13 protein-coding genes are annotated in these 16,631 nt (G+C 73.8%); 4 read left to right on the top strand and 9 right to left on the bottom strand.

The genetic code is table 11. The annotated features are described in order from the left end of the window. Positions 1–28: 28 nt before the first annotated feature. The 5 genes from AB0K17_RS04370 to AB0K17_RS04350 all read right to left on the bottom strand — a co-directional run bounded on the left by AB0K17_RS04370 (position 29) and on the right by AB0K17_RS04350 (position 4,598). Complete coding sequence (locus AB0K17_RS04370; RefSeq protein ID WP_365982061.1) at positions 29–1,402, bottom strand: FAD-dependent oxidoreductase; 1,374 nt, start codon at positions 1,400–1,402, stop codon at positions 29–31. Positions 1,403–1,432: 30 nt separating this feature from the next. Beyond that, positions 1,433–1,885, bottom strand: a complete 453-nt coding sequence (locus AB0K17_RS04365; RefSeq protein ID WP_365982060.1) for a protocatechuate 3,4-dioxygenase subunit alpha — start codon at positions 1,883–1,885, stop codon at positions 1,433–1,435. Position 1,886: 1 nt separating this feature from the next. Next, positions 1,887–2,588, bottom strand: a complete 702-nt coding sequence (locus AB0K17_RS04360) for a protocatechuate 3,4-dioxygenase subunit beta (RefSeq protein WP_365982059.1) — start codon at positions 2,586–2,588, stop codon at positions 1,887–1,889. Positions 2,589–2,662: 74 nt separating this feature from the next. Next, on the bottom strand, positions 2,663–3,268 hold the full coding sequence (locus AB0K17_RS04355; RefSeq protein WP_365982058.1) for a DUF4232 domain-containing protein: 606 nt from the start codon (positions 3,266–3,268) through the stop codon (positions 2,663–2,665). Between the two features lie 136 nt (positions 3,269–3,404). After that, on the bottom strand, positions 3,405–4,598 hold the full coding sequence (locus AB0K17_RS04350; RefSeq protein ID WP_365982057.1) for a thiolase family protein: 1,194 nt from the start codon (positions 4,596–4,598) through the stop codon (positions 3,405–3,407). A 121-nt stretch (positions 4,599–4,719) separates the two neighbouring features. Between AB0K17_RS04350 and hemG the strand changes: the two genes are divergently transcribed. Together hemG and hemQ are read left to right on the top strand one after the other, a co-directional pair. Further along, entirely contained in the window at positions 4,720–6,165 is a 1,446-nt protein-coding gene (hemG, locus tag AB0K17_RS04345; protein ID WP_365982056.1) for a protoporphyrinogen oxidase, read from the top strand. A 5-nt stretch (positions 6,166–6,170) separates the two neighbouring features. Next, a complete protein-coding gene (gene hemQ / locus AB0K17_RS04340) occupies positions 6,171–6,884 on the top strand; it encodes a hydrogen peroxide-dependent heme synthase (protein WP_365967051.1) in 714 nt (237 codons plus the stop codon). Between the two features lie 188 nt (positions 6,885–7,072). Here the strand turns inward: hemQ and AB0K17_RS04335 are convergent, their stop codons facing one another. Together AB0K17_RS04335 and AB0K17_RS04330 are read right to left on the bottom strand one after the other, a co-directional pair. Then, positions 7,073–8,617 (bottom strand): alpha/beta hydrolase, encoded by a 1,545-nt coding sequence (locus AB0K17_RS04335; protein WP_365982055.1) that lies wholly within the window; start codon positions 8,615–8,617, stop codon positions 7,073–7,075. A 171-nt stretch (positions 8,618–8,788) separates the two neighbouring features. After that, positions 8,789–9,814, bottom strand: a complete 1,026-nt coding sequence (locus AB0K17_RS04330) for a hypothetical protein (protein ID WP_365982054.1) — start codon at positions 9,812–9,814, stop codon at positions 8,789–8,791. A 126-nt stretch (positions 9,815–9,940) separates the two neighbouring features. Here AB0K17_RS04330 and AB0K17_RS04325 point away from each other — a divergent pair, with 126 nt between their 5' ends. After that, on the top strand, positions 9,941–10,333 hold the full coding sequence (locus AB0K17_RS04325; RefSeq protein ID WP_365982053.1) for an NTP pyrophosphohydrolase: 393 nt from the start codon (positions 9,941–9,943) through the stop codon (positions 10,331–10,333). Between the two features lie 27 nt (positions 10,334–10,360). On the opposite strand, the gene AB0K17_RS04320 is transcribed toward AB0K17_RS04325, so the two are convergent. Together AB0K17_RS04320 and dxs are read right to left on the bottom strand one after the other, a co-directional pair. Next, the gene (locus AB0K17_RS04320; protein WP_365982052.1) at positions 10,361–11,905 is read right to left on the bottom strand and encodes an amino acid permease; all 1,545 of its coding nucleotides are present in this window, start codon (positions 11,903–11,905) and stop codon (positions 10,361–10,363) included. A gap of 202 nt (positions 11,906–12,107) precedes the next feature. Next, a complete protein-coding gene (gene dxs / locus AB0K17_RS04315; RefSeq protein ID WP_365967056.1) occupies positions 12,108–14,045 on the bottom strand; it encodes a 1-deoxy-D-xylulose-5-phosphate synthase in 1,938 nt (645 codons plus the stop codon). A gap of 455 nt (positions 14,046–14,500) precedes the next feature. Here dxs and AB0K17_RS04310 point away from each other — a divergent pair, with 455 nt between their 5' ends. Then, a complete protein-coding gene (locus AB0K17_RS04310) occupies positions 14,501–16,459 on the top strand; it encodes a putative Ig domain-containing protein (protein ID WP_365982227.1) in 1,959 nt (652 codons plus the stop codon). The last annotated feature ends 172 nt before the right edge of the window (positions 16,460–16,631 follow it).

Genomic DNA, 16,631 nt, shown 5'->3' with positions numbered 1-16,631 from the left:
GCCCCACAGGGGCGCACCGCCACCGGGCTCAGCCCGCCGCCACCGCGCCGGCGGCGCGCCGCGCCGCCACCAGGACCGGGTCCCACACCGGGGAGAACGGTGGGGCGTAGCCCAGGTCCAGCGCCGTCATCCGTTCCACCGTCATGCCCGCCGTCAGTGCCACCGCCGCCACGTCCACGCGTTTCGCGGCGCCCTCGCGGCCCACGATCTGGACGCCCAGCAGGCGTCCCGTCCGCCGTTCGGCGAGCATTTTGACCGTCATCGATGCGGCGCCGGGGTAGTAGCCGGCGCGGCTGGTGGATTCGACGGTGACGGCGTGGAACGCCAGGCCCGCGGCGCTCGCCTGGGCCTCCAGCAGGCCCGTGCGGGCGATCTCCAGGTCGCAGACCTTGCTGACGGCGGTGCCCACCACGCCCGGGAACGTGGCATAGCCGCCGCCGACGTTGGTGCCGATGACCTGTCCGTGCTTGTTGGCGTGCGTGCCCAGCGCGATGTGCCGCATGCGCCCGGAGACCAGGTCCAGGACCTCGGCGCAGTCGCCGCCGGCCCAGACGTTCCCCTGCCCGCGCACCCGCATCGCGAGGTCGGTCAGCAGGCCGCCGTACTCCCCCAGCGGCAGTCCGGCCGCGTCCGCCAGGGACGTCTCGGGGCGGACGCCGAGGCCGAGGACGACCACGTCGGCCGGGTACTCGCCGGCGTCGGTGGCCACGGCCGCGACCCGACCGTCGGGGCCGGTGCACACGCCGGTGACGGCCGTGTCGGTCACCACGTCGATGCCCATGCCGCACATCGCCTTGCGTACGAGCGCGCCCATGTCGGGGTCGAGCGTGGACATGGGCTGGGACGCCTTCTCGACGACCGTGACCGCGTAGCCGCGCCGCAGCAGGGCCTCCGCCATCTCGACGCCGATGTAGCCGGCACCGATGACGACCGCCCGGCCCCCGTCCGGCCCGTCGAGCCCGGCGAGGAGCGCCTGCCCGTCGTCGAGGGTCTGCACCCCGTGCACCCCGGGCGCGTCGATGCCCTCCAGCGGGGGGCGCAGCGGCCGTGCGCCGGTGGCCAGGACCAGGTCGTCGTAGCCGTGCCAGCTCTCCTGACCGGAGGTCAGGTCGCGGACGCGGACACGCTGTCCGGGCAGGTCGAGCTCGGTCACCTCGGTGCGCATGCGCAGGTCGACGCCGCGCCGGCGGTGCTCCTCGGGCGTGCGGGCGACCAGGGCGCCGGGCCCGTCGACGAGCCCGCCCGTCCAGTACGGGATGCCGCAGGCGGAGTACGAGGAGAAGCGGCCGCGCTCGAACGCCGTGATGGTCAGCTCTCCTTGGTCCTTGAGCCGGCGGGCCTGTGACGCGGCGGACATGCCCGCCGCGTCGCCGCCCACGACCACCATCCGCCGCTGCGTCATCGCCGCTCCCCTCGTCCTTTGTCGATCACGTTACGGGCCGGGCACCGGCCGGAGGAAGACCGTTTCGGCGGCGCCGCCGAGCCGTACGTCGAAGCGGAACCGGTCCCCGGCCTCGCGCACGGCCAGCAGCGTCTCCCGCCGCCCGGACGGCAGGCGGTCCAGCAGCGCGTCGCCGTCCGGTACGCCGAAGTAGGCCCGGGTGAACAGGTGCCCCGGCATCCCGCGGGCGAACACGCACACCGCCGCGTACGGCCGGCCCCCGGGCAGCGAGGTGCGCGCCCCGTAGTGCCCGTCGGGGCCGGTGGCCGCCCGGACCAGGTGGGGTCCGGCCTGCCGGAACTCCAGCAGCGCGTCCGGCACGGGCACGCCGTCCGCGTCGTACACGTACCCGTGCAGCAGGACCGCACCGGGACGGTCGGGGACGGACAGGCCGAGCGTGAAGAACGGGCCGATGGTCTGGCCCGGGGTGACCGGCAGCGGCATGTCAGCCCTCCCCCTCGCGCCAGGTGGCGTACGGCCCGTCGAGGACGACGTCCCAGCGGAAGCCGCACTCCTCGGCCGGGTCGGGCACGGCCAGCAGACGCCGGCGCGCGGCCTCGCCGGGCACGGCGGCGAGGATCGCGTCCTGGCCGAGCAGCGGGTCGCCGGTGAAGTACATCTGGGTGACCAGGCGTTGGGTGAAGTCCGTGCCGAAGAGGGAGAAGTGCACGTGGGCCGGGCGCCACCAGTCGCCGGGCCCGGGCACCGGGTAGGGGCCGGGGCGAATGGTGGTGAAGCGGTAGCGGCCCTCGGCGTCGGTCAGGCAGCGGCCGGCGCCGGTGAAGTGGGGGTCGAGCGGCGCGGGGTTGCGGTCGGCGGGGTGCGCGTAGCGGCCGGCGGCGTTGGCCTGCCACACCTCGACGAGCTGCCCGCGCACGGGCCGGCCGCGGCGGTCGGTGACGCGGCCGTGGAGGGTGATGCGCTGCCCCAGCGGCTCGCCGGCGTGCTGCCGCGTCAGGTCGTCGTCGTACGGCCCGAGGTCGGCACGGCCGAAGACGGGCCCGCCGAGCTCGACCGCGTCGGGGTCGAGCACGAGCGGCACGGGCGCGTGGCGCGGCCGGCGTGCGGCCAGCCCCGTGTAGGGCGGCACCGTCCCGCCCGGCGGGCGGGACGATCTTTGGTCCGGGGACGTACCGGGCGCTGTCATGCGGCTGACCTACCCCGCGCCGCAGCGCCCCTCCCGTTCGATTCCCGCCGTTCCGCAGGCGGCGGGGCGATGCGTCACTTCGACATGATGAAGTCCAGGGCGAAGCCGGAAGCGGTCGTCCAGTAGGTGACGAGCTGCCCGTCGTCCGCGTACAGCGTGTCCACGGGCAGGGGGACGTCGATCGGCTCGCTCGTGGTGCTGCCGGGCGTGCGGCCCTGCAGGCCGAGCGTGATGCTCTTCGCCTCGTACACGTCCCTGGCGCCCCCGCTGACCAGCAGGGCGGCGTACGCCTTGGCGCCCGGGGCGAGGGTGACGGGCACCCCCGGGTCCGGGTCGCTGTCCTCGATCACGGGGACCGTGGTGCGGGCATCGGCACCGAGCCGTATGCGGGGATGGCGGTAGAGGGCGCACTCCTTGTCGCCGACGTTCCGGGCGGTGATCAGGAGGTGTCTGGCCTCGGTGTCGTCCGTGGGCTCCGTGGTGGCGGAGACCGTGAGGGCGTCCGCGGTGCAGGCGGCGACCGTGTTCGCCGTGCCGGGGCCTTCGGCCGCGCTCGCCTCACCCGTCATGGTCCCCAGCAGCGCGGCGACCGCCGCGGCCCCGAGGGCGGTGGACTTCCAGCCCCCGAGGCTCGTGCGGGTCCTGGGGCTCGTGCGGTTGGTGCAGGCAGGACTGTTCATGGTGCTCCCTGTGATCGACTCTGGACGGAAGCCAGAGTCTTCACCAGGAATCACCCTCGACCCGCCTGCCACATGGCTCTGTTACCGATCACGCACAAGGAATGGACGATTCCGTCAAATCCCCCGTACCGCCCGGTCAGCGTTCCAGGACCAGCGCCTGTCCCTGCCCCACCCCGATGCACAGGGCCGCCAGGCCCGTGCCCGTGCCGGCGGCGGCGAGGCGGTGGGCGAGAGTGCCGGTCAGGCGGGCACCGGAGCAGCCGAGGGGGTGGCCGAGGGCGATGGCGCCGCCGTGCGGGTTGACCAGGCGGGGGTCGAGTTCCGGCCACTCGGCGAGGCAGCCCAGGGCCTGGGCGGCGAAGGCCTCGTTGAGTTCGACGTCCGTCAGGTCGGCGAAGCCGCGGCCGGCCTTGGCCAGGGCCCGGCGTACGGCCTCGACGGGGCCGAGGCCGTACAGGTCGGGCTCGATGCCGGTGACGGCGGTGGCGCGGATGCGGGCGAGGGGTTCGCGGCCGGTGGTGCGCAGGCCTTCCTCGTCGCACAGCAGCAGGGCGGCGGCGCCGTCGTTGAGGGGGGAGGAGTTGCCGGCGGTGACGGTGCCGCCGTCCTTGCGGAAGGCGGGCTTGAGGGCGGCGAGCGCCTCGAGCGAGGTGGTGTCGCGGATGGATTCGTCGCGGGTGGCGGTCACCTCGGGCAGCGGGACGACCTCGGCGTCGAAGGCGCCGTCCTGCCAGGCCCGGGCGGCCTTGCGGTGGCTGGCCAGGGCGAAGGCGTCCTGCTCCTCGCGCGTGATGCCGTGCTTGTCGGCGACGAGTTCGGCACCCTCGCCGAGGGAGACCGTCCAGCGCGGCGGCATGGCGGGGTTGGTCATGCGCCAGCCGAGCGTGGTCGAGTACAGGTCCTGGTGCCCGGCGGGGAAGCCGCGCTCGGGCTTGGGCAGCACCCAGGGGGCGCGGCTCATCGACTCGACGCCGCCGGCGATCATCACGGAGGCGTCGCCGAGGGCGATGGCCCGGTAGGCCTGGACGACGGCTTCCATGCCGGAGGCGCACAGCCGGTTGACGGTGGCGCCGGGTACGCGGACGGGCAGGCCGGCCAGCAGGACGGCCATGCGGGCGACGTTGCGGTTCTCCTCCCCCGCGCCGTTGGCGTTGCCGAGGACCACGTCGTCGATCCGCGCCGGGTCCAGCTGCGGGGCCCGCGCGACCAGGGCGCGCACGACGTGCGCGGCGAGGTCGTCGGGGCGCACGCCGGCGAGGGCACCGCCGTACTTGCCGACCGGGGTGCGGACGGCGTCGACGATGTACACATCCCGGATGCGGTCGTTCATGGGTTCTCCGTAAACGGTCGGGGCGGGTGGGACGACTCGTGCGCGCGAGTCTTCGCGGGGCGCACAGTGCTGTCAATGGGCTGCCGGTGGCTGCCGACCGGGGGTTTGAGACAGTGGGCACATGAGCGCAGCGCACACCCCTTCGCGGCACGTGGTGGTCATCGGTGGCGGGATCTCCGGGCTGGCGGCAGCCCACCGGCTGCTCGAAGGGGGGGTACGCGTGACCGTCCTGGAGGCCTCGGGGCGGGTCGGCGGCAAGCTGCTGGCCGGGGAGATCGCGGGCATGCCCGTGGACCTGGGGGCCGAGTCGATGCTGGCGCGCCGCCCGGAGGCGGTGGACCTGGCGCGGGCGGTGGGTCTGGGCGAGGCCCTGCGGCCGCCGTCGGCGACCGCGGCGATCTGGAGCCGTGGCGTGCTGCGGCCGCTGCCGACGGGGCACATGATGGGCGTGCCCGGCGATCTCGGCGCGCTGGCCGCCTCCGGCGTGCTCTCCGCCGAGGGTCTGGCGCGCGTCGCGCGGGACGAGAAGCTGCCGCCGGCCGAGCTCGGCGAGGACGTGGCGATCGGCGCGTTGGTGGCCGAGCGCATGGGCCGCGAGGTCGTGGACCGGCTGGTCGAGCCGCTGCTGGGCGGCGTGTACGCCGGTGACGCGTACCGCATCTCGCTGCGCAGCGCCGTCCCCCAGCTCTTCGAGGCCGCGCGGACGCACGGCTCACTCACGGCCGCCGTCCGTGCCCTGCAGGCCAGGGCCGCTGCCGCGCCCCGCCCGGGCGGGCCGGTGTTCGTCGGTATCGAGGGCGGCATCGGTCGGCTGCCGCTCGCGGTCGCGGACGCCGTGCGGGCGCTGGGCGGCGAGATCCGTACGCACGCACCGGTGACACAGGTCGCGCGCCACGGCGAGGGCTGGCTGGTCGAGGTGGGCGAGGAGACGCTGGCGGCCGACGGTGTCGTCGTGGCCACGCCCGCCCACGACGCGGCACGCATCCTGGCCCGCGTCTGCCGCGGCGCGGGAGCGGGCGGCGTCGTCGACGATCTGGCGGGCGTCGAGTACGCCTCGATGGCTCTGGTCACCATGGCGTTCCGCCGCTCGGACGTGGAGGGGCTGCTGCAGGGCAGCGGCTTCCTGGTGCCGCCGGTCGACGGCCGCACGATCAAGGCGTCCACCTTCTCCAGCAACAAGTGGCGCTGGAACGCCGACGCCGGCCCGGACCTGTTCGTGCTGCGCACCTCGGTCGGCCGGTACGGCGACGAGGAGGACCTGCTGCGCCCGGACGCCGAGCTGGTGGCGATGTCGCTGAAGGACCTCGGCGACGCGGTCGGCCTGGCCGCCGCCCCCGTCGACACACGCGTGACCCGCTGGGACGCGGGGCTGCCGCAGTACCCGGTGGGCCACCCGCAGCGCGTGGCGCGCATCCGGCAGGAGGTCGGCCGCCTCCCCGGCCTCGCGGTGTGCGGCGCGGTGTACGACGGCGTGGGCATCCCCGCCTGCGTCTCCAGCGCGCACCGCGCCGCGGGCGAGCTTCTGGCGACCCTGGCCGAGGGCGCGCGGGACGAGGGGGGACAATAGGAGCCATGACTGACGCGCAGAAGATCCCGAACGCCGGCAAGAAGGCCAAGGACCTCAACGAGGTCATCCGCTACACCCTCTGGTCGGTGTTCAAGCTGCGCGACGTGCTGCCGCAGGACCGCGCCGGCTGGGCCGACGAGGTCGAGGAGCTCTTCGCCCAGCTCGCCGAGAAGGACGTCACGGTGCGCGGCACCTACGACCTGTCGGGCCTGCGGGCCGACGCCGACGTGATGATCTGGTGGCACTCGGAGACCTCCGACGCCCTCCAGGACGCCTACAACCGCTTCCGCCGCACGCGGCTGGGCCGGGCGCTGGAGCCGGTGTGGTCGAACATGGCCCTGCACCGCCCGGCGGAGTTCAACAAGTCGCACATCCCGGCGTTCCTCGCCGACGAGACCCCGCGCGACTACGTCAGCGTCTACCCGTTCGTGCGCTCGTACGACTGGTACCTGCTGCCCGACGAGGACCGCCGTCGCATGCTGGCCGACCACGGCAAGATGGCCCGCGGCTACCCCGACGTCCGCGCGAACACGGTCGCCTCGTTCTCCCTGGGCGACTACGAGTGGATCCTGGCCTTCGAGGCCAACGACCTGTACCGCATCGTCGACCTGATGCGCCACCTGCGCGCCTCCGAGGCCCGTATGCACGTGCGCGAGGAGGTCCCCTTCTACACCGGCCGCCGCAAGGCCGTGGCGGACCTGATCGCGGGCCTGGCCTAGGACGTTTCCGGCGAATCACGCAGTGCCCCGTAGGGGCGCGGGGAACTGCGCGACAAGCCACGACGCGCCCGCAGATTGCCTCCAGGGTGGCATGTCAGCTGCGGGCCGTCGCGGGCTGATCGCGCAGTTCCCCGCGCCCCTACGGGGCGCCGTGGTGGGGCGTGACGAAGATCCGCCGCGGGTGCGGCCTACGCCGGGTGCGGCTCCGCCCGACCGGCGCAGGTGACGTCGTGGGTGGGCACCTCGCCCGTGAGCAGGTAGTGCTCCAGGTGCCGGTTGACGCAGGTGTTGGGGCCGCCGCCGATGCCGTGCGTACCGGCACCGCGCTCGGTCACCAGCGCCGAGCCCGCCAGTCGCCGGTGCAGCTCCAGTGCCCCCTTGTACGGGGTCGCCGCGTCCCGTTCGGCCGCCAGCAGCAGGGTGGGGGGCAGGCCCGAACCGCGGGGCATGCGGATGTCGAGGGGGCGCTGGCGCGGTACCTGCCAGAAGGCGCAGGGCAGGTTCAGGAAGGCGTTGCTCCACGTCTCGAACGGCGCGCGGGCGGCGACGCGCGTGTTGTCGCGGTTCCAGCGCTCCCACGAGTGCGGCCAGGGCGCGTCGTTGCATTCGACGGTGGTGTAGACGGCGTTCTCGTTGTCCGCGGAGTGGCCGGCGGCCCCGCCGGCCAGGGTGAGCAGCGGCCGTTCGTCACCGTCGAGGTAGGAGGCGAGCGCGTCGGCGGCGCGCGCCCAGTAGTTGTCGGAGTAGCCGGCCTTGAGGAAGACGGCCTGCAGCTGGGCGGGGCCGACGACGCCGCCGGCAGGGTGGTCGGCGAGGCCGTCGGCGGCGTCCTCGTAGGAGTCGAGCACCTCCTCGGCCGTGCTGCCGAGCCGGTAGACGGAGTCGTGGCGGGCGGCCCAGCGGCGCCAGTCTCCGAAGCGCCGTTCGAAGGCGAGGGACTGGTCGAGGTTGTTGCCGTACCAGATCTTGCGGGGGTCGGGGTTGACGACGCTGTCGAAGACCATGCGGCGCACGTGGGTGGGGAACATCGCGGCGTACAGGGCGCCGAAGTAGGTGCCGTAGGAGGCCCCGACGTAGGTGAGCTTCTTCTGGCCGAGTGCGGCGCGCAGGACGTCGAGGTCACGGGCGTTGTTGAGGCTGGTGAAGTGCTGCAGGGCCGAGCCGTTGCGCCGGGCGCAGGCGCCGGCGTAGGCGCGGGCCTTGGCGATCTGGCGCTTCTTGTACTCCTCGCTGGGGTGCTCCGGGGCCTGCAGGCTGCCGCCGGAGCGGGCGGAGCCGAGGCAGGTCAGCGGGGCGGAGCGGCCGACGCCGCGCGGCGCGTAGCCGACGAGGTCGTAGGCGTCGGCGATGGCGCGCCACTGGGGCAGGCGGGCGAGCAGCGGGTAGAACATGCCATTGCCGCCCGGGCCGCCGGGGTTGAAGACGACGGCGCCCTGCCGGGGGGCTCCCCCGCCCAGGGCGCGGGAGCGGCTGACGGTGAGGTTGATCTGTTTGCCGTCGGGGTGGGCGTAGTCCAGCGGAACGGTGACGGTGCCGCACTCGATGGGAGCGGGCAGGCCCTCGACGGCGGGGCAGTCGTCGAAGTCGACGCCCCGGGCTGCGGCCCGCTTGGCGGCGAGGGCGACGCCGCGGGCCTCGGCGGTGGCGAGGCCGTGCGCCGGGGCGGAGGGGACGCCGGTGAGCCCGGTGAGGAGGAGGGATCCGAGGGTTCCGTACAGGACTGCTGCTCTCACGGGGCACTATCCCTTCATATGAAATACGACAAAAGGGATAGTCGAGTCGCCAGTTGACGAAGTAAAGCACCGCGGTGCGATGTCGGCCCGGATGCGCCCGAAGGGACCCCGGGCGCATCCGGCCGGACGCGCTGTGCGCCCGCGTCCGGCCCCGGTCTGCTGCGAGCGCTCCTACGCGCGCGCCCAGGCGCCGAAGGCCGCGCCGTCCTCGCCGCGGCGGTGGGTGAGGCACAGGCCGCCGTCGGGGGCGATCGCCGCGAGGGTCAGGCGGCCGGCGCCGTCGTGGGCGAGGGCCGGGGCTCCGATGCAGTCGGCTCCGGTGTCGCTCCACGAGACGTCGCCCGGCTCGCTGCCGGGCCGGTAGGCGGCCACCTGCACCCGGCCGGAGTCGGCGCGCTGGGCCAGGACGCCCCCGAGGGCCGCCACCGGGCCGCTGCCGCCGCCCAGGGAGGGCAGGGCGCGGACGTCGTCGCCGATGCGGACGTGCAGGACGCCGTCGCCCTCGGTGCGCCAGAAGTGGGCGATGCGGCCCTCGCCGGCGGGAGCGGAGGAGAAGGAGCCGGGCACCGCCTTCCCGGCGGTGTTCGCGGTGCGCTGCGGCTGGGTGCCGGGCTCGTCCTGCCGCCAGCGCAGGACGTGGTCGGGCCCGGGCACGGCCAGCTCGATGCGCCCGTCGTCGGTGACGGCGGCGGAGCCGGAGTCGGCGACACGGCTGCCGGCGAGGTCCAGCCAGGGACCCCAGATGCCGCGGGCGTCCTGGCGGCGGCCGCTGACACCGCCGCCGGCGTTGCGGAAGTACAGGTGCAGGCCGGTGGTGTCGGCGGCGGCGACGGGGAAGCCGATCCGCCCGGCCTTGTCCCAGTCACGGCCGTACGGGGTGCCGATGGTGCGCCAGTTCGTCATGGCGCGGCCCGACTGGAACTGCGTGGAGTACACCACGTCCGTCTCGGTGCGGCCGTCCTCGTGCGTACGGCGGCGCAGGCCGGCGATGTAGACGTAGCCCTCGGCGCTCCGGGCTATGGACAGGTGGGGCTCCAGGCCGGGCACCTCCAGGTGCTGGGGGCCGGTCCACTCGGGGCCGCCGGGCCGGTTCTGGGTCCAGCGCAGGAGCCCGCCGGGGGCCGGGGCGTAGGCCGTCAGGCGGCCGTCCCCGCCCCGCAGCAACCAGCCGGTGGTGATGGCCGTGCGCACTGCCATGACTCGCTGACCAGCCTTCCTCGGGACAGTGGTGCCCTCATCGTCGCGATGTTGCCGAACCCTGACGATAACACTGTCCTGAGCTGGGGTTTTGGGGCCGGCGGGGGCCATGGAAGGCTGGTGTGCATGCGTGCTCTTCTCATCGTGGATGCGGCAAATGTCGTGGGTTCGGTGCCCGACGGCTGGTGGCGCGACCGGCACGGGGCGACCGAGCGGCTGCGCGAGCGCCTGGTGGCGTACGCCGCCGGGGGGCTGCCCGGGCCGGTCGCGGATCCGCCGCTGCCGGGCCCGCTGGAGGTGGTGCTCGTGGTGGAGGGCGCGGCCCGGGGCGTGGCGTCCGTGCCCGGGGTGCGGGTGGTGGCGGCGGACGGCAGCGGGGACGAGCGCATCGTGGCGCTGGTGGCGCAGCGGGAGCCGGGGCGGCGCTGCGCGGTGGTCACGGCGGACCGTGAGCTGCGCGAGCGGGTGCGGGCGCACGGCGCGCAGGTGCTCGGCCCGCGCGCGGTGCGGCCGGCATAGGGCCGTACCGCGCGCGGAGGGGCCCTTTCAGACCGTGGGTGCCGTCGGGGTCTCGCCCTGGCCCAGCCGGCTGCGGCGCCGGCCGTGGGCGAAGTACACGACGACTCCGAGGGCCATCCACACGGCGAAGCGCAGCCAGGTCTCGGCGGGCAGGTTGAGCATGAGCCACAGCGAGGCCAGGACGGACAGCACGGGGACGGCGGGCACGAACGGGGTGCGGAAGGAGCGCGGCAGGTCGGGGCGGGTGCGGCGCAGGATGATCACACCGAGGGCGACGACGACGAAGGCGAAGAGGGTGCCGATGTTGACCAGCTCGGCCAGCACGTCGATCGAGGTGAAGCCGGCCACGACGGCGACGACGACGCCCAGCAGGACGGTGGAGCGGTACGGCGTGCCGTAGCGCGGGTGGACGGTGGAGAAGAAGCGGGGCAGCAGCCCGTCGCGGCTCATGGCGAAGAACACCCGGCTCTGCCCGAGCAGCAGGATCATGCACACGGAGGTCAGGCCGACGGCCGCGCCGAAGCTGATCAGCCCGGCCCAGAAGGGGGCGCCGGCGGCCTTGAAGGCGTCGGCCAGCGGGGCGTCGGTGGACAGCTCGCTGTACTTCTGCATGCCGGTGACGACGATGGAGACGGCCACGTAGAGCACGGTGCAGATGGCCAGCGAGCCGAGGATGCCGCGGGGCACGTCGCGCTGGGGGTTGCGGGTCTCCTCGGCGGCGGTGGCGACGATGTCGAAGCCGATGAAGGCGAAGAAGACGACGGCCGCCGCGGCGAAGATGCCCATGACGCCGAAGTCGGACGGGGTGAAGCCGAAGATCAGCTCGATCAGGGGGGCGGCGAGCCCGTTGCCGCCGACGGCGGGCTTCGAGGGCGGGACGAAGGGGTGGTAGTTGGCCCCGCTGACGAAGAAGGAGCCGGCGATGATGACGATGAGCACCACGGTGACCTTGACGCCGACGACCACGGCGGTCACGCGCGAGGAGAGCTTCATGCCGGCGACGAGGATGCCGGTCAGGGCCAGGACGAGCACGCAGGCCAGCACGTCGAAGCCGAAGCCGCCGTCGTGCGAGCCGGTCAGGGCCTGGGGCAGGTGCCAGCCGGCGTTGTCCAGCAGCGAGCGGATGTAGCTGGACCAGCCGACGGCGACCACGGCGCAGCCCAGCGCCAGCTCCAGGATGAGGTCCCAGCCGATGATCCAGGCGGGCAGCTCGCCCAGCGAGGCGTACGAGAAGGTGTACGCCGAGCCGGCGACCGGCACGGTGGAGGCGAACTCCGCGTAGCACAGGGCGGCCAGCGCGCAGGCCACACCGGCGACGACGAAGGCCACGGCGACGGAGGGACCGGCGTTCTCCTTGGCGACCTTCCCGGTGAGGACGAAGATGCCGGTGCCGATGACGACACCGACGCCGAAGACGGTGAGGTCGAAGGCCGACAGGTCCCGGCGCAGGGTGTGTTCCGGCTCCTCGGTGTCCTGGATGGACTGTTCCACCGTCTTCGTACGGAACAGGCCGCTGCGGCCCCACCCGCCGCGGCCCGCCCGCGCGCCCGTCGGACCGTGCTGTGCGCTCATCGGCTCACCTCCACCTGGTCGGCATCGCTCGTCCACCCGAACTGGGCGAGTGTCCGCGATGATCCGGGCCCGGAAGGGGTGAGCACGGCCATGCCGCCGCGGATTCACCCGATGGAGGGCAGGGCCCTCCATGCCGAAAGGGCCGACCGGACCACGCGAGGTGGTACCGGCCGGCCCTGTGGTGCACGGCGGCGGGGGGACGTCAGTCGCGCACGACCTCGGCGGTGTCGGTCTCGCCGGGGGCGGGCTGCTCCAGGCGACCGTCGAGGGTGGCGACCAGGCCGGTGACCTGACGGGCGATGTCGGGGGCGGTGAGCCCGATCTCCGCCATGATCTCCTTGCGGGAGGCGTGGTCGAGGAAGCGCGGCGGGATGCCGAAGTCGCGCAGCGGCAGGTCGACGCCGGCGTCGCGCAGGGCCTGGGCGACCGCGGAGCCGACGCCGCCGACGCGGCCGTTGTCCTCGACGGTGACCACGACGCGGTGCTCGGCGGCGAGGCCGGGCAGCGCCGCGTCGACGGGCTTGACCCAGCGGGGGTCGACGACGGTGGTGGTGATGCCCTGCTTGTCGAGGAGGTCGGCGATCTCCAGGCACATGGGGGCCAGGGCGCCGACGGAGACGAGCAGGACGTCCGGCCGCACGACGTCCTCGGCGGGCCGGCGCAGCACGTCCATGCCGCCGACGCGGCCGACGGCCTCGACGGCCGGGCCGACGGTGCCCTTGGAGTAGCGCACGACGGTGGGGGCGTCCTTGACCTCGACGGCCTCGCGGAGCTGGGCGCGCAGCTGGTCGGCGTCGCGCGGGGCGGCGATCCGCAGGCCGGGGACGACCTGCAGGATCGACATGTCCCACATGCCGTTGTGGGAGGCGCCGTCGTCGCCGGTGACGCCGGCGCGGTCCAGGACGAAGGTGACGCCGCAGTTGTGCAGGGCCACGTCCATCAGGACCTGGTCGAAGGCGCGGTTGAGGAAGGTGGCGTAGACGGCGAAGACCGGGTGCAGGCCGCCGGTGGCCAGGCCCGCCGCGGAGGTGGCGGCGTGCTGCTCGGCGATGCCGACGTCGTAGACGCGGTCGGGGAACGCCTTCGCGAACTTGCCGAGACCGACGGGCTGCATCATGGCGGCGGTGATGGCGACGATGTCGGCGCGCTCGTGGCCGAGCTCGACCATCTCGTCCGCGAAGACCGAGGTCCAGCTGGCGCCGCCGGAGGCGACGGGCAGGCCGGTGTCGGGGTGGATGGCCCCGATGCCGTGGAAGCGGTCGGCCTCGTTCTGCTCGGCGTGCTTGTAGCCGCGGCCCTTCTGGGTGAGGCAGTGCACGAGGACGGGGCCGTTGAAGCGCTTGGCGCGCTGCAGGGCCGACTCCAGGGCCTGGATGTCGTGGCCGTCGATGGGGCCGACGTACTTCAGGCCCAGGTCCTCGAACATGCCCTGGGGGGCGATGAAGTCCTTCAGGCCCTTCTTGGCGCCGTGCAGCGTCTCGTAGAGGGGCTTGCCGACGACGGGGGTGCGCTCGAGGAGGTCCTTGCCGCGGGCGAGGAAGCGCTCGTAGCCGTCGGTGGTGCGCAGGGTGGCCAGGTGGTTGGCGAGGCCGCCGATGGTGGGCTCGTAGGAGCGCTCGTTGTCGTTGACGACGATGACGAGCGGGCGGTCCTTGGCGACGGCGATGTTGTTGAGCGCCTCCCAGGCCATGCCGCCGGTCAGGGCGCCGTCGCCGATGACGGCGACGACGTGGTCCTTGCGGCCGAGCACCTGGTTGGCCTTGGCCAGGCCGTCGGCCCAGCCCAGCACGGTGGAGGCGTGGCTGTTCTCGATGACGTCGTGCGCCGACTCGGCCCGCGAGGGGTAGCCGGACAGGCCGCCCTTGCTGCGCAGCTTGGAGAAGTCCTGGCGGCCGGTGAGCAGCTTGTGGACGTAGGCCTGGTGGCCGGTGTCGAAGAGGACCTTGTCCCGCGGCGAGTCGAAGACCCGGTGCAGGGCGATGGTGAGCTCCACCACGCCGAGGTTGGGACCGAGGTGACCGCCGGTCTTGGAGACCGCCTCGACCAGGAAGGAGCGGATCTCCGCGGCCAGCCGGTCGAGCTGCTCCGGGCTCAGCCGGTCCAGGTCGCGTGGTTCCCTGATGCGGGTCAGCAGGGCCACCCGTGCCTCCTTCATCGAGCTGTCGGCTTGTAGAAGCTTGCAAAAGAAGCCTGAAGCTTCTAGATCCGTCGAGTCTAATGTTCCGCCCGCAGTGCCGGTGAACGGGTGATGCGAGGTATGTCACGCGATCGGCGTAGGGGGCTCGCAAACCGCCCGAAGCCGCCCGGCGGCAGGTGCGACGACGGGGAAACCAGGAGGCGCCCGATAGCAAGCCTTTGCCATCGGGTCAGTTGTTCCTTGGCGACGGGCGTCGTTACGTTCGAGCCGTGCCACCGCCCACCGGGTGGCACTTTTCCGGCGCGGAATTTGTCATGCTCGCGACATTCTTTGACCCCTTCTCGCGGCCTTTCCGTGCCGTCGCCCGCACCCCAGGGCACCCCACACCCCCCGATGGAGGGCTTTCCGTGCACTCGAAGAGATCCTTCCGCACCAGCCGGCCCCACGGCCGGGCCACCATGGCGCTCCTCTCCCTCGCGGCACTGGTCACCGGCGGCCTGATCGCCGCCTCCCCCGGTGCCGCCGCGCCCCCCGCGACCTCGGCATCGCAGGCCACCGCCTCCTCGACCGTCCCCACGCAGCGCCTGTGCGCCCGGCCCACGACCGCCGGCCGGATGGCCTGCCTGGCCCTGGCGCGCACCGACGTCGCCCACCACCTGGGCCTCAGCGCGAACGCCACGCCCTCCGGCTACGGCCCCGCCGACCTGCGCAGCGCCTACGCCCTGCCGGCCGGCGCCGGTGCCGGCGCAACGGTGGCGATCATCGACGCGTACGACGACCCCAACGCCGAGGCGGACCTCGCGACGTACCGCCGGCAGTACGGCCTGCCCGCCTGCACCACCGCCGGTGGCTGCTTCCGCAAGGTCGACCAGAACGGTGGGACGCACTACCCCACCGCCGACTCCGGCTGGGCCGGCGAGATATCCCTCGACGTGGACATGGTCAGCGCCGTCTGCCCGCAGTGCCGCATCCTGCTGGTCGAGGCGAACAGCGCCTCCATGGAGGACCTGGGCGCGGCCGTGAACCGGGCCGTCGCCATGGGCGCCAAGTACGTCTCGAACAGCTACGGCGGCGGCGAGGACGCGACGGACCCCACGTCCGACTCCGCCTACTTCGACCACCCGGGCGTCGCGATCACCGTCAGCTCCGGTGACAGCGGCTACGGCGTGGAGTACCCGGCGGCCTCCCGCTTCGTCACCGCCGTCGGCGGCACCACGCTGAGCCGCGCCGGCAACAGCCGCGGCTGGAGCGAGTCCGTGTGGGGCTCCGGTGCGGGCGGCCAGGGCGCGGGCTCCGGCTGCTCGGCCTACGACGCCAAGCCCTCCTGGCAGCAGGACGGCGGCTGCGCCAAGCGCACCGTCGCCGACGTCTCGGCCGTCGCCGACCCGGCCACCGGCCTGGCCGTCTACGACAGCTACCAGAACGGCGGCTGGAACGTGTACGGCGGCACCAGCGCCTCCGCACCGATCGTCGCGGCCGTCTACGCCCTGGCCGGCACCCCCGCCGCGGGCGGCTACCCGGCCTCGTACCCCTACGCCCACCCCGCGGCGCTCAACGACGTGACCTCCGGCGCCAACGGCAGCTGCTCCCCGTCCTACCTGTGCGCCGCCGGCTCCGGGTACGACGGCCCCACCGGGCTCGGCACGCCCAACGGCACGGCCGCCTTCGCCCCCGGCACCACCGGCGGCAACACCGTGACCGTGACCAGCCCCGGCGACCAGACCTCCGCGGCCGGCACGGCCGTCTCGCTCGCGATCAAGGCCGGCGACTCGGACACCTCCCAGACGCTCGCCTACAGCGCCACCGGGCTGCCCGCCGGGCTGGCCGTCGACGCCGGAACCGGCGTGATCAGCGGCACGCCCACCACCCCGGGCACCTCGGCCGTCACCGTCACCGCACAGGACCGCACCGGGGCGAGCGGCAGCGCGTCCTTCACCTGGACCGTCACCGGCACCGGCGGCGGCTGCTCGGCCGCCCAGCTGCTGGGCAACCCCGGCTTCGAGACCGGCACCGCGAGTCCGTGGACCGCGTCCTCCGGCGTGATCGACAACGGCTCCTCGCAGCCCGCGCACTCCGGTTCCTGGAAGGCCTGGCTCGACGGCTACGGCAGCAGCCACACCGACACCCTCGCGCAGGCCGTGACGATCCCCGCCGGCTGCCACGCCAGGCTGAGCTTCTGGCTGCACATCGACACCAAGGAGAGCGGCGGCACCGCCTACGACAAGCTGACCCTCCAGGCCGACTCGACCACGCTGGCCTCGTGGTCCAACGCGAACAGCGCCTCCGGCTACGTCCAGAAGTCCTTCGACCTGTCCTCCTTCGCGGGGCGGACGGTGACGCTGAAGTTCACCGGCACCGAGGACTCCTCCCTGGCCACCGACTTCGTCGTCGACGACGCGGCGCTCGACGTGAGCTGAGCACCGGCGGCACGAGAAGAGGCCCGGACCGCGCGGCGGTCCGGGCCCCTTTCATCCGCATGACCGCTAGGGCGTGTCCGGCGGATCATGCAGTGCCCCGTAGGGGCGCGGGGAACTGCGCGATCAGCCAGCGACGGCCTGCAGTCGACGCGCCGGGGGCGAAGCGCGGCAC

The organism is Streptomyces sp. NPDC049585 (assembly GCF_040675615.1).
GTDB lineage: Bacteria > Actinomycetota > Actinomycetes > Streptomycetales > Streptomycetaceae > Streptomyces > Streptomyces luteosporeus.
The sequence above is the reverse complement of the archived record's forward strand: the minus strand, read 5'-3'. Positions and strand labels throughout refer to the sequence as shown.